Origin of the sequence: Streptomyces sp. NPDC052721 (assembly GCF_040678315.1) — a bacterium.
Classification (GTDB): Bacteria; Actinomycetota; Actinomycetes; order Streptomycetales; family Streptomycetaceae; genus Streptomyces.
The window spans coordinates 1-1,753 of the sequence record NZ_JBFATL010000102.1; the positions used below are offsets into that span (position 1 = coordinate 1).

General features: G+C 72.0%; 3 protein-coding genes and 1 pseudogene. 1 reads left to right on the plus strand and 3 read right to left on the minus strand.

The window, feature by feature from the left end; translation table 11 throughout:
- Nucleotides 1–117 precede the first annotated feature (117 nt).
- The 3 genes from AB0L21_RS39565 to AB0L21_RS39575 all read right to left on the minus strand — a co-directional run bounded on the left by AB0L21_RS39565 (nucleotide 118) and on the right by AB0L21_RS39575 (nucleotide 1,454).
- Complete coding sequence (locus AB0L21_RS39565) at nucleotides 118–279, minus strand: hypothetical protein (protein ID WP_165951898.1); 162 nt, start codon at nucleotides 277–279, stop codon at nucleotides 118–120.
- Entirely contained in the window at nucleotides 276–1,052 is a 777-nt protein-coding gene (locus AB0L21_RS39570) for an SDR family NAD(P)-dependent oxidoreductase (RefSeq protein WP_365788778.1), read from the minus strand. Before AB0L21_RS39570 ends, AB0L21_RS39565 begins: the two co-directional genes overlap by 4 nt.
- Nucleotides 1,053–1,115: 63 nt before the next feature.
- Nucleotides 1,116–1,454, minus strand: coding sequence for a YnfA family protein (locus tag AB0L21_RS39575; protein WP_365710241.1), 339 nt, complete (start codon nucleotides 1,452–1,454; stop codon nucleotides 1,116–1,118).
- Between the two features lie 182 nt (nucleotides 1,455–1,636).
- Between AB0L21_RS39575 and AB0L21_RS39580 the strand changes: the two are divergent.
- Nucleotides 1,637–1,753 (plus strand): annotated as a pseudogene (locus tag AB0L21_RS39580) (5,10-methylene tetrahydromethanopterin reductase); the annotation flags it as partial.

The following is a 1,753-nucleotide window of genomic DNA, read 5'->3' on the forward strand; positions in this document are numbered from 1 at the left end:
AGGGCCGGGGCCCGGCACGCCGAGAGCACGCACCTGACGCCGCGCGGCCCGCCCTCCGGGCGGACGACGGGAGTTTGACGACAGGACCTAGGCAGGTCCGGCGCGCGGGCCCGGGTGCTACTTCGCGTGCCGTACGGCGTAGATCATGATGAACGCGATGAAGTGGATGCCGAAGAGGAAGTAGGCCAGGAAGTACCAGACCTGGCGTTCGTTCTTCGTCTCCTGCGCGAGGCGCCGCTTTTCGAAAGTGTCCTCCGTCGGGGAGTTCTCGTCCGTCACAGTTCCCGGTGCACCTTCGTGTTGGACGCCTGGGCGCGCGGACGCAGGATGAGGAGGTCGACGTTGACGTGGCTGGGGCGGGTCACCGCCCAGGTGATCGTCTCGGCCACGTCGTCCGCGGTGAGGGGCTCGGCGACGCCCTCGTACACCTTCTCGGCCCTCTCCGTGTCCCCGCCGAAGCGGGTCAGCGCGAACTCGTCGGTCTTGACCATGCCGGGGGCGATCTCGATGACCCGGACCGGCCGGCCGACGATCTCCAGGCGCAGGGTCTCGGCGAGGACGTGGGCGCCGTGCTTGGCGGCCGCATAGCCGGCGCCACCCTCGTAGGTGCCGTGGCCGGCGGTGGAGGAGACGACCACGACCACGCCGTCGCCGCTCGCGACGAGCTTCGGCAGCAGCGCCTGGGTGAGGTTCAGGGTGCCGATGACGTTCGTCTCGTACATCGTGCGCCAGTCCGCCGGGTCGCCGGTGGCCACCGGGTCCGCGCCGAGGGCGCCGCCCGCGTTGTTGACCAGGACGCCGATCGTCTGGAAGGCGGTGGCGAACTCGTCCACGGCGGCGCGGTCGGTCACGTCCAGCTGGTACGCCACCGCGGAGTGGCCGGCCTCGGTCAGTTCCTCGGCCAGGGCTTCGATGCGGTCCTTGCGGCGGGCGGTGAGGACGACGCGGTAGCCGGCCGCGGCGAGCCGGCGGGCCGTGGCGGCGCCGATGCCGCTGCTCGCCCCGGTGACGACGGCGATGCGGGACGCGGCGGACGGTGCGGCGGTGGCCATGGCTGCTCCTGGGGCTGCGGCTGGGGCGGTCGGTCGGGCGGTTCCGTCCAGCGTAAGTGAGCCTCAGCCGCCGTTTCGCGGCGCCCACATGATGACGGCCGTCCCGGCGAGGCAGATCAGCGCGCCGGTGATGTCCCAGCGGTCGGGGCGGTAGCCGTCCGCGACGACGCCCCACAGGATCGAGCCGGCCACGAAGATCCCGCCGTAGGCGGCGAGGACGCGGCCGAAGTGGGCGTCCGGCTGGAAGGTGGCGGCGAAACCGTACGCGCCGAGGGCGAGGACGCCTCCGGTGATCCACAGCCAGCCCCGGTGTTCCCGCAGGCCCTGCCAGACCAGCCAGGCGCCGCCGATCTCGAACAGCGCGGCGACGGCGAACAGGGCGGCGGAGCGGAGGATCGGCATGGGGGGCAGCTTCGCACGCCGTGTCCGCGTCACCCGGGGGAGGCGCGTCACCGGTCGGAGAGGGAGAAGGCGGGGGCGGGTGGGCGGGTGCCGTAAGGGCTGGGAGGGGGCGGAATACCTGGGGGGCGGTGGCCGTTGGAGGGGTATAGTTGAAAGGTCAACAACCTGGAGGGTGAGCGACCATGCAGTTCGGGATCTTCACGGTCGGTGATGTCACGCCGGACCCCACCACGGGGCGGACCCCGACCGAGCGCGAGCGGATCAAGGCCATGGTCGCCATCGCGCTGAAGGCCGAGGAG

Bases quoted from the DNA above. Each gene is read 5' to 3' on its own strand.
- AB0L21_RS39575 (WP_365710241.1), bottom strand. From the start codon at position 1,454: ATGCCGATCCTCCGCTCCGCCGCCCTGTTCGCCGTCGCCGCGCTGTTC.
- AB0L21_RS39570 (WP_365788778.1), bottom strand. From the start codon at position 1,052: ATGGCCACCGCCGCACCGTCCGCCGCGTCCCGCATCGCCGTCGTCACC.